This window comes from Sphingomonas sp. CFBP8993, from assembly GCF_034044895.1.
GTDB lineage: Bacteria > Pseudomonadota > Alphaproteobacteria > Sphingomonadales > Sphingomonadaceae > Sphingomonas.
Map to the genome: position 1 here is coordinate 507,777 of NZ_JAXCWU010000002.1, position 19,726 is coordinate 527,502.

The following is a 19,726-nucleotide window of genomic DNA, read 5'->3' on the forward strand; positions in this document are numbered from 1 at the left end:
AGCGTATGGCCATGCCGGACCGCGACATGCCCATGTTCGTGCAATGTTCGCGAGCCTTCTCGACAGCCATGCCCCCCAGCCGCTAGGGCTGTGCGCGTGACCGACCAAGACCGCCTATTGTCCGCCAGCCGCCGTCCCGAGGATGTCGACGCCGCGCTTCGCCCGAAAAGCCTGGACGAGTTCGTCGGGCAGCAGGCGGCGCGCGACAACCTCCGCGTCTTTATCCAGGCGGCGCGCGGGCGTGGCGATGCGCTCGACCATGTCCTGTTCTTCGGCCCGCCGGGGCTGGGCAAGACGACGCTGGCGCAGATCATCGCGCGCGAGATGGGTGTGGGCTTTCGCGCGACGTCGGGCCCGGTGATCGCCAAGTCGGGCGATCTCGCGGCGCTGCTGACCAATTTGGAGGATGGCGACGTCCTGTTCATCGACGAAATCCACCGGCTGCAACCGGCGGTCGAGGAAGTCCTGTATCCGGCGATGGAGGACCGTGTCCTCGACCTGATGATCGGTGAGGGGCCGTCGGCGCGCAGCGTGCGGATCGACCTGCCGCGCTTTACGCTGGTGGGGGCGACGACGCGACAGGGGTTGCTGACCACGCCGCTCCGCGACCGTTTCGGTATCCCGGTGCGTCTGCAATTCTACTCCGTCGAAGAGCTGACCCGCGTCGTCACCCGTGCCGCCCGGCTGCTCGACCTGCCGATTGCCGAGGACGGCGCGATCGAGGTCGCACGCCGGTCGCGCGGCACGCCGCGTATCGCGGGCCGGTTGCTGCGCCGGGTCCGCGACTTCGCCAGCGTGGCGGGGCATGAGATCGTCCATGCCGCCGCCGCCGACCAGGCGCTCAACCGGCTGGAGGTCGATGCGCTGGGGCTCGACGCGATGGATCGGCGCTATCTGACGATGATCGCCGACGTCTATCGCGGCGGTCCGGTGGGCGTGGAGACGCTGGCGGCCGGGCTGTCCGAGCCGCGTGACACGATCGAGGAGGTGATCGAGCCCTTCCTGATCCAGCTCGGCCTGCTCGCCCGCACCGCGCGCGGCCGCATCCTCAACGCAGGTGGGTGGAAGCATCTGGGCCTGAACCCGCCGATGGGCTCGCAGGACGGATTGTTCGACACCTGATCCGGTCCCGTCCGGCACCTGAACCAAAAAAGCCCCCTGGCGGTATGGAACCGACAAGGGGGCAGGCGGGTGTCTGTATGTGCTGCGTTCAACCCGGTCTTTCCGACCGATGCGCGACCATCCTGACGCGACCGCATGAAGTCTCGCGCGAAAAGCGCTGGGCCATGGGCTTTGTGGAATGATCGAACCGTCCGGAGAGGCCGGGTCGAAGTCGGGTAACGAACCCCCCTGGCTTCGGTTGCGCCCATCGCACGATCAATTTGTCGTCGCGTACGGCTGGATAGTATTGCTCATATAATACACTTGAACCCGGCGGCCATCCCCTCCACACTAGACGCGCGCATTTGGAGAGTTTGAGAATGGCCACGACCGCCGATACCGCGACCCAGGAAAAGGGGCTGACGCTGACGCCGCCCGATCCCGTGCCGACGGTGGCGCCGTCCCAGGCGGCGGGTCTGGTGCCCGTCGACGACAAGACGCGCAGCCAGCTGGAGCAGAAGGTCGACGGCTTCGTCGCCGAGCTGATCGCGCAGGACGTCAACAGCCCCGAATTCGGCCGCCGCGTCGATGCGATCACCGCCATGGGGCAGAAGGAAATCCGCGAAGCCGCGGGCCAGTCCAACCGCTTCCTCGACCGTCCCGTCAAGGCGATGGACGGCGAGACGGGGGTGGGCAAGGACCTGACCGAGTTGCGCCGCGTCGTCGAAAGCCTCGATCCGGGCAAGCAGGGCAATCTGTCCGCGCCGCGCAAGCTGCTGGGCATCCTGCCCTTCGGCAACAAGATGCGCGACTATTTCGACGGCTATCGCTCGTCGCAGTCGCACATCGCCGCGATCCTCAAGAGCCTGGCCTCGGGCCGCGACGAACTCCTGATGGACAATGCCGCGATCGACACCGAGCGCGCGAACCTGTGGTCGGCGATGGGGCGGCTGGAGCAGATGATCCATCTGTCCAAGGCGATGGACGCCAAGCTGGAGGATACCGCCAACAATCTGGATCACACCGATCCCGCCAAGGCCAAGGCGATCCGCGAGACCGCGCTCTTCTATACCCGCCAGCGTACCCAGGACCTACTGACCCAGATGGCGGTCACGGTGCAGGGCTATCTGGCGCTGGACCTGGTCAAGAAGAACAATGTCGAGCTGGTGAAGGGCGTCGACCGCGCCTCGACCACCACCGTCTCGGCGCTGCGCACCGCCGTTACCGTGGCGCAGGCGCTGGCCAACCAGAAGCTGGTGCTCGACCAGATCACCGCGCTCAACTCGACCACCGCCAACATCATCGATTCGACCGGCAAGCTGCTGCGCAGCCAGACCGCGCAGATCCACGAGCAGGCCGCGGCCTCGACCATTCCGTTGGAGACGCTGCAACGCGCCTTCCAGAATATCTATGACACGATGGATGCGATCGACAGCTTCAAGCTGAAGGCGCTCGATTCGATGAAGACCACGGTCACGACGCTGGGCAACGAGGTCGAGAAGTCGAAGGGCTATATCGCCCGGGCCGAGGGGGCGCAAAACCCACAGCTCACCTCGTCGGCGTCGTCGTTCAAGCTGGAGGCGCTGTAATCCCGTGACCACTCCCCGCTCGAATGAGGTCGATGCCCAGATCGAGCGTGCGCGCGAGACGATGGCGCGCATCTCGCAGGATTATCGCGGGCAGGCGCAGGCGACGGTCAAGCGTGCGCGGCGACGCGCGCGCTCGGCGATGCAGCGTGTGATCCTGATCGCCGTCGCCAATGCGGTCATCCTGATCGCGGCGATGGTGACGGGCCTGATCCTGCCCGGCGGGATCGGCATTTTCGGCGCGCTGGCGGTGATGATGCTGATGCTGGCGGCGACGCTGGCCATCGCCCTCGCTCCCGCCCCGCGCGCACCCACGCCCGCCAAGCTGGCCCAGGTCGATATCAAGGCGCTGCCCGCCCAGACCGAACGCTGGCTGGAGGCGCAGCGGCCCCTGCTGCCCGCGCCCGCCGTGCAGCTGGTCGACCGGATCGGTCGGCGGCTCGACACGCTCGCGCCGCAGCTCAGCGCCGTCGACAACGAGACGCCCGAGGCGATGGAGGTCCGCCGCCTGATCGGTGAGCAGCTCCCCGCCTTCCTGCGCGATTACGAACGCGTGCCCGAGCCCTTGCGCCGGGTCGAGCGCAACGGACGGACACCGGATGCGCAGCTGGTCGACGGCCTGAGGCTGATCGAGCAGGAGATTGGCGACATGACGCAGCGGCTGGCCCAGGCCGATCTGGACAGCCTGTCGACGCGCGGACGATTCCTGGAAATGAAGTATCGCGAGGAAAAGGCCGAATGATCGCACGCACGGCGGCGGCGGTGTTGATGCTTCCCGCCGCCGTGATGGCGCAGGACGGGCCGAGCAAGGCGGATTGGGACGCAATCAATGCGTCCATGAAACAGCTCGAGCAAGGCCGCTATCTCGATGCGGCGGACATATTGCGACCGCTGGCGTTCGACGCGGCGGGCAAGCCCAAGCCCGGCATTTTCTATAGCCAATGGCGAGAGGCGCGGACTCGCATGACGGCCGAGCCCATCGGGCCCGAACCGCAACCGTCCGATGAACCAGAGGCCAAGGCGGCCGCCGATCGCCTGGCCACCGCTACGCCTCGCGATGCGATCGCCGAGATCGTCGCGCGCGCGGCCAAGACCCGCGTGGTTATCCTCAACGAGGATCACGCTCTTCCGCGCGACCGCGCCTTTGCGCTCGAAGTCGCCCGCGCCTTGCGCCCGCTGGGCTATTCGGTGCTGGCGGCGGAAACCTTTTTAAACGTGGACGATCACGCCCCGATGGTTCGGCTTGCCAAGGATGGCTATCCGGTTCATAGTTCGGGACATTATACGCAGGATCCCGTCTTCGGTGACTTCGTTCGTCAATCGTTAGCCATGGGCTATCGTCCCGTAGCTTATGAACAGATGGATAGTGGCGGCGGCGGTTTGAGCCGCGCCGAGAGCATCGCACGGCGGGAGGAGGCGCAATCCAGCAATCTGGCCAAGGTACTGGCCGCCGATCCTCAGGCAAAGATGTTCGTCTATGTCGGCCACAGCCATGTCGCCGAGCAGCCGATCGATGGTTATGGCAATGGCAAGCAGAGCTGGATGGCCACGTTGTTGAAGGCCAAGACCGGCATCGATCCGCTGACCATCGACCAGGCCACACTGGGACAAAGCACAGGCGGCTATAACGGCCATCCGCGCCGGGTCCTCGCCACCAAGGCATCGGGCCGGTCGATAGCGATGTTTGACGGGGATCGCCCGGTCGTGGTCGGCCAATATGCGGGCGCGGTCGATCTGCAGGTCTATCATCCCGCCACCCGCATGGTGAAGGGGCGCCCCGACTGGTTGGCGGCCATGGGGCGCAAGCCGATGGTGATTCCGGCGGGCTTCGTGCCGCAAAAGGGTGAGCGGCTTGTGCAGGTCTTCATCGCGGGCGAGAGCGATGATGCGATTCCGGTCGATCAGGTGCTGCTGCGCGCGGGCGAGGATGTGCCCTCGCTGATGGTGCCGGGTAACAGGCCGTTGCGGCTGGTGATGCAGGACCCGACGCCTGCCAAACCCTGACCCGCTTGCGAGGGCGGCGGGGAGGGCCCCAAAATGAAGGCGTTTACATACCTTGCAAACAAGCCAAGTCGGAGATGCCAGAATGATTGACGGCGTTTGCTGTTTCTGCGGCGAGCCTGACGCCGAGGTTGGGTTAGACCCATGCACCCTCGCCATTTTTAACAAAGGCGAGGGCAATCAGTCGTGGCCCTGTCATGCGGCGTGTTATCGTGAGCGGCTCGGCGTCCACTTGCCTTATGGACAAGAGCTATTTGAGAGCGGCGATCGCTGACGCGCTACGCGTGTTTGCAAACTACATAATCGCCAAAATGAAAGAGGCTGCCGGGGCGTCATCACGACAGCCCCGACAACCCCTAAACATGGTCAGCGGCCGGAGAGCTCCAGCCCGGGAGACCATGCGGGCCTCATGACATCAGGTGCGGTCGTTGATTGGGGGAAAATACCCCCCGAACCACACCCGTCGATGTCAGAGACCGGCCCCCCGAACGAACTGAACCGACCCCCTTGCTGAACCATGAGACATCGGATCACCTCCTTTCGCTAGTTAAAGCCAATGCGCCCTTCGCAGGTGCGCATCGCCAATGTGCGTAGGCGAGCGGCGATAAACAAGACTTGAAATGCAACGATGTTTGGCCGAGCATTCTGCCCCCGCCAAATGGCGGGACTCAGCCCCGGCAATCCTCGATCACGCGGCCGATCTCGGCATAGGCGGGGATGACCAGCGAGGCCTGGCCCGCCTGCTCCACCGTGAACCGCCCCCGGCTGAACGCCATCGCGTCGAGCAGCGGATCGGCGACGGGCAGCGTCAGCTCGGCTCCCGTCGCGACGGCGCGAGTCGTGACGCTCCGTGTCGTGCTGGAGGTGCGGATCGTGACCATGCCCGCGACCGCCGCCGGACGGCCGAGAATGACCTGCCGGGTGCGCAGGTCGCAAGCCAGCGTCAGCCGTGCGACGCCACTTGTGCCGAACACTGCCGCCGACCCTTGCGGCGTGCGCTGATAGCGCCAGTCACCTGGCGTCAGCGGCCAATCGCGCCAGTCCGCGCCCAGCACCGGGCGTGGTGCAGCCTGGGCGGGGCGGGGTGCCTGGCGGACCAGCGGGGTGGGCTCCGGGCGCGGGGCGGCGGGAATACAACCCGCGACCGACAGCAGGAGGGCGGTGGCCGCGATGACCGGGGTGAAGGGGGCGCGGGGGGCGGGGGACAGGCGACGCATCGGGTCCAGCCTATGCGGGAGGGGGGCCGGATGCTCAACCCCGCGGTGCGACGGGGCGTGCCGATGCGGCGGGCATCGGAACATGCATCGGAACCCGGCACCGCCCCGGCGGTTCATCCGGCTAAATGGAGGTTAACATGGCCGAACACGACACGCCGACCCTGATCCTTGTCCAGTCCACCGTCTCGGGCACGCTGAAGCTCGAAAGCCGCGATGGCGATGCGATCGGCAGCGTCTATTCCTTCATGGTGCACAAACGCTCCGGCCGTGCGACCCATGCGGTGCTGGCGCTGGGTGGCTTTCTGGGCATGGGCAAGAGCTTCTACCCGGTGCCGTTCAGCCTGTTGCAGTTCGATCCGGTGGGCGACCAATATGTGATCACCGTCGATCGCCGCCTGCTGGAAGGCGGGCCGAGTTGGTCCAACAATGCGCCGGTGTTCGACCAGGCCTATGCCGACCGGGTTGCGGGTTATTATGGGGTTGGGACGGAAAATCTCGATCTGGGGTGAGGTTTCGGAGGGTTGTCCTAGTGGCCTGCCCTCCCCCATCCCCTCCCGCCTGCGGGAGGGGCGTGCCCGTGGCCGAAGCAGGAATTGCTCAGACGTAGTGCTTTGACGCCTGACCAGTAACGCTCCCCTCCCGCAAGCGGGAGGGGATGGGGGAGGGCCTCGCCAAGCAGCCCCCTCCAACAATCAATTCGCCTTCCGCCCGCTCGCGAACTTCTTGCTCTTCCCGAACCGCGTCTTGCGCGTTCCCGGCTTGCCTTCGTTGGACCGGCCCATGATCGGCGCCTTCTGCTCGTGCACCGGCAGGCCCAGCTCCTCATTCTCCAGCTGGCGGATCTCGTCGCGCAACCGGCCCGCTTCCTCGAATTCGAGATCGGCGGCGGCCTTGCGCATCTTCTTCTCGAGATCCTCGATATAGGCGCGCAGATTATGCCCGACCATATGCGGACGGTTGTCGTCGATCGGCACGGTCACTTGGTCGCCGGATGCGACATGCGCGATGATGTCGCCGATCTGGCGGCGGATCGTCTGCGGCGTGATGCCGTGCTCGGTATTGTACGCCACCTGCTTTTCGCGACGCCGTGACGTCTCGGACATGGCGCGTTCCATCGAGCCGGTGATCCGGTCGGCATACAGGATCACCCGCCCGTCGACGTTGCGCGCCGCACGCCCGATCGTCTGGATCAGCGAGGTTTCGGAGCGCAGGAACCCTTCCTTGTCCGCGTCCAGGATCGCGACCAGCCCGCACTCCGGAATGTCCAACCCCTCGCGCAGGAGGTTGATGCCGATCAGCACGTCATACACGCCCAGCCGCAGGTCGCGGATCAGCTCGATACGCTCCAGCGTCTCGACGTCGGAGTGCATGTAGCGGACCTTGATCCCCGCCTCATGCATATATTCGGTCAGGTCCTCCGCCATCCGCTTGGTCAGCGTGGTGACGAGGGTGCGATAGCCGAGTTCGGTGGTCTTGCGCGCCTCGATGATCAGGTCCTGGACCTGTTCCTCGACCGGCTTGATCTCGACCGGCGGGTCGATCAGCCCGGTGGGGCGGATGACCTGTTCGACGAAGACGCCGCCGGTCTGATCCATCTCCCAATGGCTGGGCGTGGCCGAGACGCAGACGGTCTGCGGGCGCATCGCATCCCATTCGTTGAAGCGCAGCGGCCGGTTGTCGATCGCGGACGGCAGCCGGAAGCCGTACTCGGCCAGCGTGATCTTGCGGCGGTGGTCGCCGCGCGACATGCCGTTGATCTGGCCGATGGTGACATGGCTCTCGTCGACGAACAGGACGGCGTTTTCGGGCAGATATTCGAACAAAGTGGGCGGCGGCTCGCCGGGCAGGCGACCGGTCAGAAAGCGGCTGTAATTCTCGATGCCGTTGCAGCTGCCGGTGGCGGCGATCATCTCGAGGTCGAAGTTCGTCCGCTGCTCCAGCCGCTGGTGCTCCAGCAATTTGCCTTCCGCCTCCAGCTCCTTCAGTCGCTCGGTCAGCTCGAACTTGATCGCTTCCGTGGCCTGCTTCATCGTCGGGCCGGGCGTGACATAGTGCGAATTGGCGTAGATGCGGATCGAGTTGAGGCTGGCGACCTTCTTGCCGGTCAGCGGGTCGAACTCGACGATATCCTCGATCTCGTCGCCGAAGAAGGACACGCGCCAGGCGGAATCCTCATAGTGCGAGGGGAAGATTTCGAGATTGTCGCCCTTCACCCGGAAATTGCCGCGCATGAAGGCGGCGTCGTTGCGCTTATATTGCAGGGCGACGAGCTTGCGGATGATCTCGCGCTGGTCGACGCTTTGGCCCTTTTTCAGGTCGAAGATCATCGCCGAATAGGTCTCGACCGAGCCGATGCCGTACAGGCACGATACCGACGCCACGATGATCACGTCGTCACGCTCCAGCAACGCGCGCGTCGCCGAGTGGCGCATCCGGTCGATCGACTCGTTGATCGAGCTTTCCTTCTCGATATACGTGTCCGACCGGGGAACATAGGCCTCCGGCTGGTAATAGTCGTAATAGCTGACGAAATATTCGACCGCGTTGTTGGGGAAGAAACTCTTGAACTCCCCATACAACTGCGCCGCGAGGATCTTGTTGGGCGCGAGGATCAGCGCCGGGCGCTGCAACTCCTCGATGACCTTGGCCATGGTGAAGGTCTTGCCCGAACCGGTGACGCCCAGCAGCACCTGATCCTTGTCCCCGGCCCGCGCGGCGGCGGTCAGCTCCTTGATCGCCGCAGGCTGGTCGCCGCTGGGGGTATACTCGGTGACGAGTTCGAAGCGCTTGCCGCCTTCGGCCTTTTCGGGGCGCGACGGGCGGTGGGGTACGAAGCTGACCCCGGTTTCGGGCTCGTCGAGGGTGGTGCGGATCTGGATCGCCATGGGGATGAATATGGGTATCTGTTCCCGTTTCGTCACCCGTCGATCTGGGGTAGCATCGCGGAAAAAGAGGAAAAGGGGATTTCCATGCGCCACGCTATCGCCGCCGCCCTGTTGTCGGCCTCGCTGCTCACCGCCGCCCCCGCTTTTGCCGAGCCGGATTACGCCGCCGCCGTGAAAGCCGATTACGACCGCGACCTGGGCAAGCTTTGGGACTGGTTCCACCGCAACCCGGAACTGTCCTTTCGCGAGGTGAAGACGGGCGCGCGCATGGCGGCCGAGTTGCGCGCGGTGCCGGGCATGGTCGTGACCGAGAAGGTCGGCGGCACCGGCGTGGTCGGCGTCCTGAAGAACGGCGCGGGGCCGGTGGTGTTGTTGCGCGCCGACATGGACGGCCTGCCGGTCGAGGAGAAGTCGGGGCTGCCCAATGCCTCGACCGTGCGACAGGTGGGGGTGGACGGGATCGAGGCGCCGGTCATGCACGCCTGTGGCCATGACACGCACATCACCGCGATGGTCGCTACCGCGCGGCGACTGGCGGCGCTGAAGGATCGCTGGCGGGGCACGGTGGTGTTCATCGTCCAGCCCGCCGAGGAACGGGTCGGCGGCGCCAGGGCGATGGTCGCCGACGGGCTCTATACGCGTTTCCCCAAGCCCGATTACGCGCTGGCCTTCCATGTCGATTCCGAACGCGCGGCGGGCACCGTGTCGGCATCGGAGGGGATTCAATATTCCTCGTCCGACTCGGTCGACATCACCGTGCCCGGCATCGGTGCGCATGGGGCCAGCCCGCATATGGGCAAGGACCCGGTCTATATGGCCTCGCAACTGGTGGTCGCGCTACAAGGCTTGATCAGCCGCGAGCAGCAGCCGTTGAAGCCCGGCGTCATCACCGTGGGTTCTTTCCATGCCGGATTGAAGCACAACATCATTTCGGACCAGGCCAGGCTGCAGGTCACGGTGCGCGCCAATGACGAGGCTGAGCGGGTGCGGCTGCTGGCCGGGATCAGCCGCGTCGCGCGCGGCATCGGCGTGCTGAACGGCATGCCCGAGGACAAGATGCCGGTGGTGACGGTGACCGAGGGCACGCCGACGACGATCAATGATGCGGCGCTCGCCAGGCGGCTGAACGCGGTGATGGTCACGACCTTCGGCCAGGATCACGTCACGCCGTTCGAGCAGAAGGGCATGGGGGCGGAGGACTTCGCCTATCTGGTCCAGCCGGATAGCGGCGTGCGCGGCTATTACTTGTCGGTCGGCGGCACGCCCGCAGAAGCGCTGGCGGCGGCAAAGGCGGGCGGGCCTGCGGTGGCGTCGCACCATTCGCCTCAGTTCAAGATCGCGCCCGAACCGTCGATCGTGACCGGCGCGGTGGCGACGACGGCGGCGATCCTGGACCTGTTGAAGCCGGGGGTGGTCGCCAGCCGCTCCTGAGGTCGTGGCGGGCCAAGCCGCGAGCGCAGGGCGTGCGCTTCGACTTCGCTCAGCGTGAACGGGGGGGGTGTCTGTCCATCTCCCCGACCCCCGTTCAGCCTGAGCGTAGTCGAAGGCCACGTCCCTCAGCCCGCCGATCAGCGCAACGCCCGGACCTGTGGCGTATCCAGGCAGGCCCGCATCGCCGCATCGTCCGTTCGGCCACCGGCCCCGCCGACCACCGGCCCGATCGTCACCGGCTCCCCCAGTCGTACCGCGGCAAAGCGGCTTCCCGACCGCGCCGCAGAACAGCGCATCGCGGCATCGAGCAGTTTGGGCGGCGTATCATAGCCTTCATAGGACAGGCGGAACGTTCCCCAGTGGATCGGGATCGCGGTCGATGCGCCCAGCCGTTCGAAGATCTGCACCGCTTGCGGCGGGCCGACATGGCTGCCGCTCGCCATCTGGCCGGGGGCGAAGCGGAACGCGCCGATCGGCAGCAGCGCGAGGCGTACCGGGCCGAACTTCGCCGCCTCCTCGGGCCAGCGCCCGTCGCCCATGCCGGTATCGCCCGCAAAGAAGACGTTGCCGCCGGGCAGTTTCACCACGAAGCTCGACCATAGTGCCCGGTTGCGGTCGGCGAACCAGCGGCTGCCCCAGTGATGGTTACGGGTGACGACCACCGACACGCCCGGCCGGATGATCTTTTCCCGGCCCCAGTCGAGCGCGGTCGCGTGCACGCCGACCTGTCCGATCACGCTGTCATTGCCCAGGCTGGTGACGACCAGCGGCCGGTCGCGCGCCCACAACTTTTTCAGCACCGCCTGGTCGAGATGATCGTAGTGATTGTGGCTGATGACGACCAGGTCGATCTTCGGCAGCGCGTCGAACGCCACGCCGGGTGCGGCGACCCGCTTCGGACCGAAACCAAAGGGCCCGGCCCGCTCGGCATAGATGGGGTCGGTCAGGATGTTGAGGCCCTGGGTCTGCACCAGCACCGTCGCATGGCCGATCCAGGTCGCGACCATGCGCTGGCCCTCGACCCGTTGCTCGGGCCGGGTCTGGCGCACCGCCACCGTCTCGGGCCAGGCGGGGCGGTCATCGTCGCCGGTCAGTTGGCGCCACAGAAAGCCGCCACGCCCGCCACGGCTCGGCATCCGCAACGTATCGCTGTCGCCGTCCGGATTGAAGAAGCGTTGCCCGTCATAATGGCCGCTTTCCGGCCCTTCATAGTAGAGCCGGTCGAGATAGTGCGGCACGATGGTCGCGGCCAGGCCGACGAGGATCAGGACCAGCGCCAGCGTCTTGGCGATCCACCGAAGCGCCGTCATGCCATGGTGAGCCCGCCATCGACCCGATATTCCGAGCCGGTGACATAGGCGGCATCGTCGGACAGCAGGAAGCAGGCGACGCCCGCCACATCCTCGGGCTTGCCCAGGCGGCCGAGCGGAATGGTGTGGGACAGCTTGGCCTTGTATTCGGCCAGGTCGGCGTCGCTCATGCCGCCGCGCGTGTGGAAGCGGGTTTCGGTCGCGCCGGGGGCGACGACGTTCACGCGGATGCGGCGCGGGGCGAACTGGCTGGCCAGGCTGCGCGCGGCCTGGCGGATCGCGGACTTGCTGGCGGCATAGACCAGCGTATCGGCCCGCCCGCCGCCGACCGTGCCCGATCCGATCAGCAGCAGCGCACCGCCGTCCTTCATCAGCGGGGCCAGCGCCTGCGCCTGAAGCATCGGCGCGCGGACGTTCAGGTCGAAATGCTGGTCGAACTCGTCGGCGTCGATCGCATCGAGCGTCTTGAACCGGCCGATCCCGGCATTGAGGAAGGTGCCGTCCAGCCCCCCGGGCGCGAAGGCGCGAACCGCCTCGGCCAGCATGTCGGTCGCCGATGCATCGGCGGCGTCATGCGCGATGATCGTGGCGTCGGGCAGGGCGGCCCTGGCCTCCTCGATATGCTCGGGACTGCGCCCGGTGGCGAGCACGCGCCCGCCCTCGGCGACCAGGCGCTGCGCGGTGGCCAGCCCGATGCCCGAGGTGCCCCCGGTGACGAGAAAGGCCCGGTTGGAAAAACGCATGGACACGCTCCTGGAAAAATCAGCGGGAGCCGCGCGCGACGCGACCCTGCCACATCATAAGAAGCGGGACGACACCCAGTTCCATGACCAATCCCAGTTGATGCCCCGTCGACGGCACGCCGACCATGGCCCAGGACAGCGCCCGGGACAGTCCGCCCGCCACGACCATCGCGCCCAGCAGCCGGAACCGCGCGCCCTTGCGCTCGATGGCGGGGATGCACGTCACGAAGGCCAGCCCCAGCGCGAAGAAGATGCCCGAGACATAGCGGAACTGGCTGTCCAGGTCGGTCGGCACCGATGACGCATGGCCCAGCCAGCCGGGGCCGCGCATCACGCTGATCCCGCCGGTGGCCAGGGGCACCAGGCAGGCGATGGCGACGACGACCTGCAAGGCGCGCCGTTCGGCCGGGGCGATGCTCAATCCAGGATTTCCTTGCGGACATGGATCGCGCGCAGCGACACGCGCACCTCTACCATGAAGGCGATCAGGCACAGCGTCAGCAGCGTCACCGACAGGATGAAGGCCAGTGCGATCCAGGTGCCGATATGGAATTTGCCCAGATTGGCGATGAACAGCAGCGCGATGACGATGCACGCCATCACCGCGCTGGACACCGCCAGGAACAGCGCGGCGTTGATGATCGACATGCGCCGGTCGAGCAGTCGCAGCTCCCACTTGTGGCGGACCCGCTCCGGGCTGTCGTCGACCTTGTGGATCATCATCTCCAACCCGCGTGCGCGGTCGATGACGCGGGCCAGTCGCCCGGCAAGCACGTTCAGCAACTGCCCGATCGCGGCAAGCATAAAGACCGGCGCCAGCGACAGCTGGATGGTCTGGGCGATGGTGGCGACGGCGGGAAGTGTGGGCATGGCCGGAAAATGGTGACGTGTCGGGCCCGGCGGGGCAAGGGGGAATGCTGGCCCGGAGTGGGGCGATCGATCGGCGATTGCCGAGGGAACCAATCCACCCCTCCCCATCACGGGTGAGGCAAGGGGTACGCAGGTGCCCGATCGGCGGGGCTTACGCCTTGCTGAGCATTTTCTCCGCGCTGGTCTTCACGAACTCGCCGATGGGGCCGGCCATCATCGACAGCATCATCGGGATCGCCACCGTGCCGCGCAACGCGTCGTCGGTGATGTTCATGTCGGCCTTTACCGACTGGCCCATGGCGATGATGGTCAGCATCAGCCGGTCATCGGCGGGCCATTCGGACGTCACCTGGCCACCGCCGGGAATCTTGGATTCGAGCTTGGGCAGCCCCTGCTCGACGCGGCGACGCGCTTCGGCACGGCCCAGGCTGTGGGGGATGTCGAAATTCACCGATGCCATGTCGCGTAACGCCTTCGAATATGTCCGTATCGCGCGCTTGCGTGCCGCGTGTTGACGTATGCGTCAAGCATTGAGCGGGGAATTATTCGGGCGCGGCGGCCAGAGGTTCAGGGATGGGGGAGCGTGGAGCGGGTAACGGGAATCGAACCCGTGTATTCAGCTTGGAAGGCTGCTGCACTACCATTGTGCTATACCCGCTCAAGTCCAGCGCCGCTGATCGACCCTAGCCGATTGGCGGGGATGGTGGAAGGGACTGGATTCGAACCAGTGTACGCTCACGCGGGCAGATTTACAGTCTGCTGCCTTTAACCACTCGGCCACCCTTCCGGGGTGTCACTCCATCGGAGCGAGGCGCGCCCAATGCCGAAGCTCGGCGGACCTGTCAACGCCGATTTGTACGTTTTACGCAACTCGCGTTCGATCCGGTTGCTTGCATGTCGGGCAATCGGGACATAGCCTTTGACCCATCAGAGAGACACCGGGGGAAATATCATGATCCGTCCATCCTTGCTCGCCGCCGTCGCGGCGGTGGCCCTGTTGCCCGCCGCCATGGCCTCCGCGCAGGATCGCACCGCCGCCAATCGGCTGATCGACGAGGGGATGAACCACAGCCAGGTGTTGCAGACCGCCCAGCATCTGACCGACGTGATCGGTCCGCGCATGACCAACAGTCCGGCGATGCGCACCGCCGAAGGCTGGACCGCCGAGCAGTTCGCCAAATGGGGGCTGAAGAACGTCCACAAGGAAGGCTTCGCTTTCGGGCGCGGCTGGTCGATCGAGCGGGCGAGCGTGCGCATGGTCTCGCCCCGCCCGCTGCAGCTGACCGCGATCCCCATCGCCTGGACGCCCGGCACCAACGGCGCGGTGACCGCCCCGGTGATCGTCGCGCCGATGAAGCGCGAGCGTGATTTCGACAAGTGGCGGGGGCAGTTGCGCGGCAAGATCGTCATGGTCTCGATGCCCGGCACCGGCGACGAACCCGGCTCCGCGCCCTTCCGCCGCCTGACCGGCGAGGACATCTCCAAGCTCGACGTATACGTCCAGCCGGAGCATGATCCCGACAGTGCCGACCGCCGCCTGAAGCGGCTCGACTTCGCGCAGAAGCTCGACGCGTTCCTGAAGGCGGAGGGTGCGGTGGCCTATGTCACCCAGAGCTATCGCGACGGCAAGCTGGTGCACGGCGAAGGCTATCTGTTCGGGCGGGGCGAGACGCCTGCCGTCCCCGGCATCGAACTGGCCGCCGAAGATTATCGCCGCCTTGCGCGCCTGTCGAAGGTCGGGCCCGCCCCGACCATCGAGGTGCTGAGCGACGTCCGCTACGACGATAGCGACGTGAACGCCTACAACATCATCGCCGAGATTCCCGGCACCGATCCCAAGGCGGGTTACGTCATGGCGGGCGCGCATCTCGATAGCTGGGTCGCGGGCGACGGCGCGACCGACAATGCGGCGGGCAGCGCGATGATCATGGAGGCGGCACGCATCCTGGCCGCCACCGGCCAGCGCCCGAAGCGCACCATCCGCTTCGCGCTGTGGTCGGGCGAGGAACAGGGCATCCTGGGCTCGATGGCCTATGTCGAGCAGCATCTGGCGTCGCGTGGGCGGCCGGACGATGCGCCGCAGACCGGCCTGAAGCGCTATTATGGCTGGACCAATCGCTGGCCGATCACGCCGAAGCCCGGTTACGGCGACCTCGCCGCGTACTTCAACATCGACAATGGCTCGGGCAAGCTGCGCGGTATCTATGCCGAGAACAATCCGGCGGCGGTGCCGATGCTGAAGGAATGGCTGTCGCCCTATGCCGCGATGGGGGCGGGCAATGTCGTGCAGCGGACGACCGGCGGCACCGACCATGTCTTCATGCAGGCGGTCGGCGTACAGGGCTTTCAGTTCATCCAGGATCCGCTGGATTATGGTAGCCGCACGCATCACAGTTCGGCCGATACCTTCGACCATCTGAAGGCCGACGACATGCGCCAGGCGTCCGTCGTGCTCGCGGGGGTCTTGCTCGCGGCGGCGAATGCGGACAAGGCGTTGCCGCGCCCGCCGGTGCCGACGCAACCGGTGACGACCAAACCCTTTGATTTTACGGATACCGACGACTGATGGCACGCCGAGGACATCGCCCCAGCCAGGCTTCATCCAACCGCCCCCGCTTCTGGGGACGGCATGCGGTGACGGCGGCGCTCGCCAACCCGAACCGCACGGTGCGCAAGATCTGGGGCACGCGCGAGGCGCTGGCCGCGCTCGACCTGCCGCCGGTGGTGCCGATCACCTATGCCGATGTGGCCGATCTGGGGCGGCTGGTGCCGTCCGATGCACCCCACCAGGGGCTGGTGGCCGAGGTCGATCCGCTGGAGGATATCTGGCTGGGTGACCTGCTGCACGAGGCGCAGGATGACCAGCGGCCGCTCGTCGTGCTGGACCAGGTGACCGATCCGCACAATGTCGGCGCGATCTTGCGCTCGGCCGCCGCGTTCGATGCGCTGGCGATCGTGACCCAGGACCGGCACGCGCCACCCGAATCGGGCACGGTCGCCCGCTCGGCCAGCGGTGCGCTGGAAACCGTGCCATGGGTGCGGGTCGTCAACCTGGCCCGCGCGCTGGAGGAGATTGCGGAAGCCGGGTTCTGGCGCATCGGCCTGACCGGCCATGCCAACCAGACGCTGGCCGAAGCGATGGGCACGCAGCGCATCTGCATCGTGCTGGGCGCGGAAGGCGAAGGCATGCGCCAGAATACCGAGGCGCATTGCGACGAACTCGCCAAACTGCCGATCAGCCCGAAGGTGGAGAGCCTGAACGTCTCCAATGCGGCGGCGATCGCATTGTACGCGGTGGCGGCGCGGTGATTTCCGGGGCGGCGGGATTCGTCTCGCCGCCATTTTTTTCGCGCAGAGGCGCGGAGGGCGCAGAGATTGTACCCGTGGCGAACGCAGGGCGTGCGCTTCGACTTCGCTCAGCGTGAACGGCTGTTGGTATGGTTTGCGGGGTGTGCGGGACGGGTGGGGTCAACCCGCGCCATGCCCCAAGCTCCGTTCAGCCTGAGCGAAGTCGAAGGCCGCGGGAAACGGGTTCAAGCAAAACCCTCTCAGCCCCACGCGCAAAAAAGGGGCGGGACCAACGCCCCGCCCCCCGCGTTCTTGCGCGATGCCCGGTCAGTCCTCCGCCGCGATCCGCACCCGCATCCCGTCCTGGGCTTCCCCGAACGGGAGTTGGCACGACAGGCGCGAGGTTGCATCGCGCTCGCTGGTCGAATCGAGCAGGTCGTCCTCGTCCGGCCCGATCGCGGGCAGCGTGTCGGCAAAGCCGGGGTCGACATGCACATGGCAGGTCGCGCAGGAGCAGCAACCGCCGCACAGCGCCAGCAGTTCGTCGACACCGGCGTCGCGAATGACTTCCATCACCGACAGACCGGCCTCGCCATCGATTTCGCGTTCTTCCCCGTCGCGGGTCACGACGATAAGCTTGGGCATGTCCATTCTCCCTCTCGGCCCAGTTGTCGGCCCGGTTGTTGAAAGCGCCTCTGCCGGGCCTGAACGCACGGATCAAGCATCATGGGCCTGAGCGCCGAACAGATTCGTCAAAGCATGGATGCGCTTGCCGCCAGCGAGCCCGCCATCGGCGCCGCGCTCCAGCGGATCGGCTATCCCGCGCCGCGCATCCGGGCGCGCGGCTATGCCACGCTGGTCCGCACGATATTGGGCCAGCAGGTGTCCGTCGCTTCGGCGGACGCGCATTGGCGGCGGCTGCACGACCTGCTCGGCGATGCGAGCGACCCGACCCGGCTGGCGGGCGTGACCGACGAGGAACTGCGCGGCGCGGGCATCTCGCGGCAAAAGGCATCGTATCTGCGCAGCCTGGCCGAGGAAGTGACCAGCGGTCGCCTGAACCTGTTCGACCTGCCCGACGATGACGAGGAAGCGATCGCCAGGCTGGTCGCGGTCAAGGGTATCGGTCGCTGGTCGGCGGAGGTCTATCTGCTGTTCGCGGAGGGGCGCACCGATATCTGGCCCGCAGGCGACCTGGCGGTGCAGATCGAGATGGGGCGTATCCTGGGCCACGACGCACGCCCCTCGGAAAAACAGGTGCGCGTGCTGGCGGAGGCATTTCGCCCGCATCGCAGCGCGCTCGCGATCTTCACCTGGCACCATTACGGCGCGGGGGCGGACGCGGCCCCGGTGTGACAGCGCTCAGCATATGGTCGGCTGTTTCCGGCATCATGGCGCGCGGCAATGGCCGAAATGAACAGAATAATATTACGAAGAATAATCTATTTTAAGTCATGTGTTGGTATCGAGAGGGCGGCAAGGAGCTATTCTCTTGAATATCAAGCAAAGATGTCGGATCGGCGGATTGTCCATTTTGGCCATTCTGGCCGTTGGCGGAATCCTGACCGGGGTTGAGATCGACAAGATCCGTATCGGCGGCCCCCTGGCCGATGCCCAGCAGCAGGTCAGCGATCTCCAGGCCGATATCCTGCCGCCACCCGCCTATATCATCGAGCCCTATCTCGAGGCGACGTTGCTGGTCCGCCATCCCGAAACGCTGTCGACCCGCCGTGCCAAGCTGGCCGCGCTGGAGGCGAGCTTCCGTTCGAGCATCGCGCGCTGGCGGGCTTCGTCGGTCGATAAGGAGGTGAAGTCGCTGCTGGTCAACAGGGCGGCCCGCCAGGCGGATCGCTTCTGGACCGAGCTGGACGGCGTGATGCTGCCCGCCCTGCGACGCGGCGATCAGGCGGCGGTGGATGCCAGCTATGCCCGTCTGACCGACGCCTATGTCGCGCATCGCCGCGATATCGACACGCTGGTCCGGTCGGTCAGCGCGGCGCAGGTGCGGGTGAACGAAGCGAGCCTGTCGTCGCTTCACATGACGATCGCAATCCTGGCGCTGCTCGGCCTGGCCATCGCCGCGATGCTGATCGGCGGGCTGGTCTATCTGATGCGCCGCGTGCTGGGGCCGGTCGGGGCCACCGCCGATGCGATGCACCGGATGGCGGACGGCGATCTGGCCCTGAAGCTTGATGGTGGCGAACGTGCGGACGAGATCGGCATCATGGTCTCGGCGGTCGAGGTGTTCCGCGTCGCGGCCCAGGCGCAGCGGGTCAATGTCGACAAGCAGGAAAGCGTGGTGCGCGAACTCGCCGGGGCGCTCGACCAGTTGGGGGAGGGCAATGTCACCCACCGGATCGGCGATGCCCTGCCCGCCGAGTATCGCGGGCTGGCCGTGTCCTTCGATGCCACCATGGAGCGCCTGGGCAACACCCTGTCGCGCGTGGCGGAATCGGCGGGCAATGTCCGCACCGGCGCGTCGGAGGTTCGTTCGGCATCCGACGACCTGTCGCAACGAACCGAGCAGCAGGCCGCCAGCCTGGAGGAGACGGCGGCGGCGATGGACGAGATCACCAGCGGCGTCCGCCAGACGGCGGGCAGTGCGGTTCGCGTCGATACGGTCGTCGCGGCGGCACACCGCGAGACGCAGGAATCGGGTGATGTCGTCCGCCGTGCGGTCGACGCGATGGGCGCGATCGAGCGGTCCTCGGCCGAGATCTCCAACATCATCGGGGTCATCGACGGCATCGCGTTCCAGACCAACTTGCTGGCCCTGAACGCCGGGGTGGAAGCGGCGCGCGCGGGCGATGCGGGCAAGGGTTTCGCCGTCGTCGCCAGCGAGGTGCGGGCGCTGGCGCAGCGCTCCGCCGACGCGGCCAAGGAGGTGAAGGACCGGATCCAGGCCTCGTCCGCGCAGGTCGGGGTGGGCGTCGGGCTGGTCAGCGAGGCCGGACGCGCGCTGGAGGTGATCTCGGCCCGGATCGGCGAGATCGCCGCCCTCGTCGCCGAGATCGCGGCATCGGCGCAGCGACAGGCCACCGGTTTGCAGCAGGTGAACGTCGCCGTGGCGGACATGGACGGCTCGACCCAGCAGAATGCGGCCATGGTCGAAGAGGCGAGCGCCGCCGCACGTCATCTGGCGGCGGAGGCGGATACCCTGGCGCGCGAGGTCGCCCAGTTCCGGCTGAGCCGCACGGGCGATGCCAGTGCGCCGCGTCCCCCCGTCCTCACCTCGCGGCAGCGCCTGTCGCTGGCAAGCTGACCATCGGGGGCGGGGATGCCGGTCGGTAAGGA

At 66.6% G+C, this 19,726-nt stretch carries 18 protein-coding genes and 2 tRNA genes; 10 read left to right on the forward strand and 10 right to left on the reverse strand.

Features of this window, described 5'->3' with window-relative positions:
• Positions 1-96 precede the first annotated feature (96 nt).
• The 4 genes from ruvB to SOM26_RS05525 all read left to right on the forward strand — a co-directional run bounded on the left by ruvB (position 97) and on the right by SOM26_RS05525 (position 4,691).
• Complete coding sequence (gene ruvB, locus SOM26_RS05510) at positions 97-1,122, forward strand: Holliday junction branch migration DNA helicase RuvB (protein WP_320451719.1); 1,026 nt, start codon at positions 97-99, stop codon at positions 1,120-1,122.
• A gap of 359 nt (positions 1,123-1,481) precedes the next feature.
• Positions 1,482-2,690, forward strand: coding sequence for a toxic anion resistance protein (locus SOM26_RS05515; RefSeq protein ID WP_320451720.1), 1,209 nt, complete (start codon positions 1,482-1,484; stop codon positions 2,688-2,690).
• Between the two features lie 4 nt (positions 2,691-2,694).
• Positions 2,695-3,429 carry a hypothetical protein gene (locus SOM26_RS05520; protein ID WP_320451721.1) on the forward strand — a complete coding sequence of 245 codons (735 nt, stop codon included), beginning with the start codon at positions 2,695-2,697 and terminating at the stop codon, positions 3,427-3,429.
• Positions 3,426-4,691, forward strand: coding sequence for a hypothetical protein (locus tag SOM26_RS05525; RefSeq protein WP_320451722.1), 1,266 nt, complete (start codon positions 3,426-3,428; stop codon positions 4,689-4,691). The genes SOM26_RS05520 and SOM26_RS05525 overlap by 4 nt, the downstream gene beginning before the upstream one ends.
• A 665-nt stretch (positions 4,692-5,356) precedes the next feature.
• On the opposite strand, the gene SOM26_RS05530 is transcribed toward SOM26_RS05525, so the two are convergent.
• A complete protein-coding gene (locus SOM26_RS05530; protein ID WP_320451723.1) occupies positions 5,357-5,905 on the reverse strand; it encodes a hypothetical protein in 549 nt (182 codons plus the stop codon).
• 137 nt (positions 5,906-6,042) lie between these two features.
• Between SOM26_RS05530 and SOM26_RS05535 the strand changes: the two genes are divergently transcribed.
• A complete protein-coding gene (locus SOM26_RS05535) occupies positions 6,043-6,414 on the forward strand; it encodes a PRC-barrel domain-containing protein (protein WP_056437049.1) in 372 nt (123 codons plus the stop codon).
• A gap of 183 nt (positions 6,415-6,597) precedes the next feature.
• Here the strand turns inward: SOM26_RS05535 and uvrB are convergent, their stop codons facing one another.
• The gene (uvrB, locus tag SOM26_RS05540) at positions 6,598-8,790 is read right to left on the reverse strand and encodes an excinuclease ABC subunit UvrB (RefSeq protein WP_320451724.1); all 2,193 of its coding nucleotides are present in this window, start codon (positions 8,788-8,790) and stop codon (positions 6,598-6,600) included.
• 84 nt (positions 8,791-8,874) lie between these two features.
• Here uvrB and SOM26_RS05545 point away from each other — a divergent pair, with 84 nt between their 5' ends.
• Positions 8,875-10,221 carry an amidohydrolase gene (locus tag SOM26_RS05545; protein WP_320451725.1) on the forward strand — a complete coding sequence of 449 codons (1,347 nt, stop codon included), beginning with the start codon at positions 8,875-8,877 and terminating at the stop codon, positions 10,219-10,221.
• Positions 10,222-10,358: 137 nt separating this feature from the next.
• On the opposite strand, the gene SOM26_RS05550 is transcribed toward SOM26_RS05545, so the two are convergent.
• From SOM26_RS05550 to SOM26_RS05580, 7 genes are all read right to left on the reverse strand, one after another.
• Positions 10,359-11,531, reverse strand: a complete 1,173-nt coding sequence (locus SOM26_RS05550; RefSeq protein WP_320451726.1) for an MBL fold metallo-hydrolase — start codon at positions 11,529-11,531, stop codon at positions 10,359-10,361.
• Entirely contained in the window at positions 11,528-12,274 is a 747-nt protein-coding gene (locus SOM26_RS05555; RefSeq protein WP_320451727.1) for an SDR family NAD(P)-dependent oxidoreductase, read from the reverse strand. Before SOM26_RS05555 ends, SOM26_RS05550 begins: the two co-directional genes overlap by 4 nt.
• Before the next feature lie 19 nt (positions 12,275-12,293).
• On the reverse strand, positions 12,294-12,695 hold the full coding sequence (locus SOM26_RS05560) for a DUF4345 domain-containing protein (RefSeq protein WP_320451728.1): 402 nt from the start codon (positions 12,693-12,695) through the stop codon (positions 12,294-12,296).
• The gene (locus SOM26_RS05565) at positions 12,692-13,144 is read right to left on the reverse strand and encodes a DUF2721 domain-containing protein (RefSeq protein WP_320451729.1); all 453 of its coding nucleotides are present in this window, start codon (positions 13,142-13,144) and stop codon (positions 12,692-12,694) included. The genes SOM26_RS05560 and SOM26_RS05565 overlap by 4 nt, the downstream gene beginning before the upstream one ends.
• 151 nt (positions 13,145-13,295) lie before the next feature.
• Positions 13,296-13,604 carry a polyhydroxyalkanoic acid system family protein gene (locus tag SOM26_RS05570; RefSeq protein WP_320451730.1) on the reverse strand — a complete coding sequence of 103 codons (309 nt, stop codon included), beginning with the start codon at positions 13,602-13,604 and terminating at the stop codon, positions 13,296-13,298.
• 124 nt (positions 13,605-13,728) lie between these two features.
• Positions 13,729-13,802: transfer RNA gene (locus tag SOM26_RS05575), tRNA-Gly, on the reverse strand.
• A gap of 43 nt (positions 13,803-13,845) precedes the next feature.
• Positions 13,846-13,931 (reverse strand) — tRNA-Tyr (locus SOM26_RS05580).
• A gap of 165 nt (positions 13,932-14,096) precedes the next feature.
• On the opposite strand from SOM26_RS05580, the gene SOM26_RS05585 reads away from it, so the two are divergent.
• The gene (locus SOM26_RS05585) at positions 14,097-15,710 is read left to right on the forward strand and encodes a M20/M25/M40 family metallo-hydrolase (protein WP_414712017.1); all 1,614 of its coding nucleotides are present in this window, start codon (positions 14,097-14,099) and stop codon (positions 15,708-15,710) included.
• Complete coding sequence (gene rlmB / locus SOM26_RS05590) at positions 15,710-16,453, forward strand: 23S rRNA (guanosine(2251)-2'-O)-methyltransferase RlmB (RefSeq protein ID WP_320451731.1); 744 nt, start codon at positions 15,710-15,712, stop codon at positions 16,451-16,453. The genes SOM26_RS05585 and rlmB overlap by 1 nt, the downstream gene beginning before the upstream one ends.
• 306 nt (positions 16,454-16,759) lie before the next feature.
• Here the strand turns inward: rlmB and SOM26_RS05595 are convergent, their stop codons facing one another.
• A complete protein-coding gene (locus tag SOM26_RS05595) occupies positions 16,760-17,077 on the reverse strand; it encodes a 2Fe-2S iron-sulfur cluster-binding protein (RefSeq protein WP_320451732.1) in 318 nt (105 codons plus the stop codon).
• An 81-nt stretch (positions 17,078-17,158) separates the two neighbouring features.
• Between SOM26_RS05595 and SOM26_RS05600 the strand changes: the two genes are divergently transcribed.
• On the forward strand, positions 17,159-17,788 hold the full coding sequence (locus tag SOM26_RS05600; RefSeq protein WP_320451733.1) for a DNA-3-methyladenine glycosylase family protein: 630 nt from the start codon (positions 17,159-17,161) through the stop codon (positions 17,786-17,788).
• Positions 17,789-17,966: 178 nt separating this feature from the next.
• Positions 17,967-19,694, forward strand: coding sequence for a methyl-accepting chemotaxis protein (locus SOM26_RS05605; RefSeq protein WP_320451734.1), 1,728 nt, complete (start codon positions 17,967-17,969; stop codon positions 19,692-19,694).
• Positions 19,695-19,726: the final 32 nt, after the last annotated feature.